The sequence below is a fragment of the Desulfobulbaceae bacterium genome (assembly GCA_015231515.1).
In the GTDB taxonomy this organism is placed as follows: Bacteria; Desulfobacterota; Desulfobulbia; order Desulfobulbales; family VMSU01; genus JADGBM01.
The window spans coordinates 1-3886 of record JADGBM010000186.1 but is presented as its reverse complement, the minus strand read 5'-3'; the positions used below and the strand labels follow the sequence as shown (position 1 = coordinate 3886).

Sequence of the window (3886 nt, the reverse complement as noted above, 5' to 3'; positions counted from 1 at the left end):
TCTCGAAGCTTTTTTGGCCTTCAAGTAGGGCAAACAGAGGGTTAACAACCACTGGCGTTGAGGCACAATAGAGGAGCAGAATAGCCAGCACAAAACCAGACCTGCCCCGGCCTGACTTTGGACGGCGAACAGCCGCAACCACAAAAAGGCAGAAGAAAACAAACATCGGATCGATTATAACCGGAACTATTTTTGATATGATAAAGAACATAACGCATTTGAGCCTATTTTCATGATCCTGTCAAACAGAAGCCGCACGTCGGAACGTCCACCACTTCCATTTTTAAAATTAGAGCACTATCCCTTACTGTTCTTGACTTTTAGAGCCCATTACGCTAGATTCTTTAGTTTTTGACAAATTTTACATAGCATGAGGCCCCCGTTGAAACTCAAGGCATTAAAAGGCTTTAAAGACATTCTCCCTGGCGAAGTTGAAATCTGGCAGGCCGTTGAACAAACTGCCCGATCCGTTTTTCAGCGTTTTGGTTTTTCGGAAATCAAGGTCCCTATTATTGAAAAAACCAGCCTCTTTGCCCGCTCTATTGGTGAAACCACCGATATCGTCGAAAAAGAGATGTATACCTTTGAAGACCGCAACGGTGAGATGATCACCCTGCGCCCGGAAGGCACAGCCTCTGTTTTGCGCTCCTTTATTGAACATTCCCTCCACGCCCAGAAACCTGTCCAGAAACTCTTCACAATAGGCCCGATGTTCCGCCATGAACGACCTCAGAAGGGTCGCTTACGACAGTTTCATCAAATGAGCGTCGAGGCCTTAGGCGCTGACCAGCCCGCCCTTGATGCCGAGATCATGGCCATGGCCTGGATGGTGCTTACCGAACTTAAAATTTCTGCAAGCCTGGAGATAAACTCCCTGGGCTGCCCGGCCTGCCGCCCGGATTTCAACGCCGCGCTGCTGACTTTTCTGGAGAGCTGCAAGGGCAATCTATGCGATGACTGTGAACGTCGCCGCCAAAAGAACCCCTTGCGGGTGCTGGACTGCAAGAACCCAGCCTGCCAGGAGCACTACGTTAATGCCCCTTCCATTATTGACCATCTCTGCCAGGGTTGTGACGACCATTTCAACAAAACAGAATCCTGCCTTAAGGAGTTGGATATTCCGTATACAGTTAACTCGTTTATGGTTCGCGGCCTGGATTATTATACCAAAACCACTTTTGAGCTGCTTACCGATCAACTTGGGGCGCAAAGCGCAATCGCTGCCGGCGGACGGTATGACGGCTTGATAAAACAGCTCGGTGGACCGGACTTGCCGGGTATCGGCTTTGCCATGGGTATGGAGCGCCTTGTTTTACTGATGCAACAAGCTACAGAGCCGCTTGCTGTGGCAGGGCCGGATCTGTTCATTGCCGCCCTTGGAGAGAGTGCCCAGAAAGCCGCTTTTTCGATGTCTCATGCCCTGCGCATCAACGGCGCCTCAGTGCTGATGGATTATGCCAACCGCAGCTTAAAAAATCAGATGAAACAGTCCGGCAACAACAACTGCCGATATACGCTGATTATTGGAGATGATGAGCTGAGTAAATGCCAGGCAACATTACGCAACATGACGTCCGGCGAGCAGGAAGATATCGCTCTACCGGGAGAGCTGTCCGCCTGGGTAGAAAATCTGCGCACTAAGTTTTAAATTTTTTTGGTACTACCAAGCAGTAATAAATTAACGCTCTGAGCGCGCGCTTTAAAGATTTAACTGCTTAAATTTGCCACAGAAGCACACGGAAACACACGAAAAAAAGCAGTTGTTTGTGTTTGTTTGTTTGTTTGTTTGTTTGTGTTTGTGTTTGTTTGTTTGTGTGTGTGGTTTCGTGGCAAAAAAAAGTTTTAAACGTTATTGATTACTAATTATTAATTCCGGCGCCTTGCCGGAAAGGAGTAACCCAATGGAATCCATGGGTGGACTAAAAAGAACTCATTACTGTAATGATTTAAACGATAGCCATATCGGTCAACAAGTCACCCTGATGGGCTGGGTTCTCAGGCGCCGTGATCATGGCGGCGTTATATTTATTGATCTCCGTGATCGCTTCGGTCTCACCCAGATCGTCTTTAATCCTGAGCACAACGCCGAAGTTCATGCTAAAGCCCATGACCTGCGCAGCGAATGGTTCCTGGCGGTAGAAGGTACAGTTACAGCCCGACCAGAGGGTATGACCAATCTGAACCTCAAAACCGGCCAAATCGAGGTAATGGTCAGCAATTTACGCATCTTGAATACCTCTCCGACTCCACCGTTTCCGCTTGATGAAAAAGTGGAAGTTTCTGAAATGTTGCGGCTCAAATATCGATACATGGACCTGCGCAGGCCTGAGATGGCGAATAATCTGGTCATGCGTCATAAGGCCTGCCATGCCGTTCGCAACTACCTGAACGCCCACAATTTTCTGGAGATTGAAACACCTATCCTCACCCGCTCCACCCCTGAAGGAGCCAGAGACTACCTTGTCTCAAGCCGGGTAAATCCAGGAAAATTCTATGCCCTGCCTCAATCACCACAACTTTTCAAGCAGATGCTGATGGTTGCCGGCATGGATCGTTATTATCAAATTGTCAGATGTTTTCGTGATGAAGATCTGCGGGCCGACCGACAGCCTGAATTTACTCAGATCGATATGGAACTATCCTTTGTTGATGAGGAAGATATCTACACAATCGCTGAAGGCCTGATTAAAAGCCTCTTTAAAGAGACCATCGACATTGATGTTTCAACCCCCTTTAAACGCTTGACCTATGCAGAGGCGATGGAGCGCTTCGGCAACGATAAACCCGATACGCGCTTCGGGCTTGAGCTGGTCAGTTTGTCAGAGATTGTTAAAGATTGCGGCTTTAAAGTGTTTGCTTCCGTGGTTAAAAAAGGCGGCCTGGTCAAAAGCATTAATGCCAAGGGCTGCGCCAACTTTTCACGAAAAAATATTGACGATTTAACCGAGTATGCCGCCCAATTTGGCGCCAAAGGCCTGGCCTGGGTAAAAATGAAGGAAGATGGTGAATGGCAGTCGCCAATTGCCAAGTTTTTTACCGATGAAGAACGTGCCAACATGGCCGCTGCCTTAGATGCCAAACCGGGCGACTTGCTCTTTTTTGTTGCAGACACCCCGAAGGTTGTCCATCAAGCCCTTTCAGAGCTGCGCCTTGAACTAGCCCGCATGCAGAACCTGATCGACAAGAAAACCTATGACCTGTTGTGGGTCACCGATTTTCCTCTTTTTGAGTATGACGAAGATGAAAGCCGCTATACAGCTGTTCACCACCCCTTTACTATGGCCAATGAAGACGATCTTGATCTTCTTGAAACAGACCCCGGCAAAGTTCGCAGCCGGGCCTACGATCTTGTCTTAAACGGTACGGAAATTGGCGGCGGCAGTTTACGTATCTACCAGAAAGAGATGCAGGACAAAGCCTTCAAGGCCCTTGGCATATCCGACGAGGAAGCAAAAGACAAATTCAACTTTCTGCTCACCGCTCTAGAAATGGGCGCTCCACCCCATGCCGGAATTGCTTTTGGCCTTGACCGCCTTATGATGATTCTGGCAGGCTGTGATTCAATTCGCGACGTAATTGCCTTCCCGAAAACCCAGAAAGCGACCTGCCCGCTTACCGATGCACCGTCAGCTGTTGCCCGTAAACAGTTAACAGAACTCCATCTCAGGCCAGACTGGAAAGAAGACTGAGAACAAAAGGGGTAGAAAATAAGTTCATGGGGAAGGGGGTTATGCGGGGCACAAATGCTACCATCATCACTCCTTGCCCCCTTCTTCCCATCATATTTGAACCCCCGTGAACCAAGACCTTAAAAACATAGCCCAGCAATTTTCCCTCAAGGGTTCGGTTAACTCCGTTTCCCCTTTTGGCTCAGGAAATATCAACA

Annotated in this window: 2 protein-coding genes; both read left to right on the top strand. The window is 48.4% G+C overall.

The window, feature by feature from the left end; translation table 11 throughout:
- Positions 1 to 370: 370 nt before the first annotated feature.
- On the top strand, positions 371 to 1648 hold the full coding sequence (locus HQK80_15890) for a histidine--tRNA ligase (GenBank protein MBF0223674.1): 1278 nt from the start codon (positions 371 to 373) through the stop codon (positions 1646 to 1648).
- A 253-nt stretch (positions 1649 to 1901) separates the two neighbouring features.
- Positions 1902 to 3689: an aspartate--tRNA ligase gene (gene aspS / locus HQK80_15885; protein ID MBF0223673.1), complete on the top strand. Its 1788-nt coding sequence runs from the start codon at positions 1902 to 1904 to the stop codon at positions 3687 to 3689.
- Positions 3690 to 3886 lie beyond the last annotated feature (197 nt).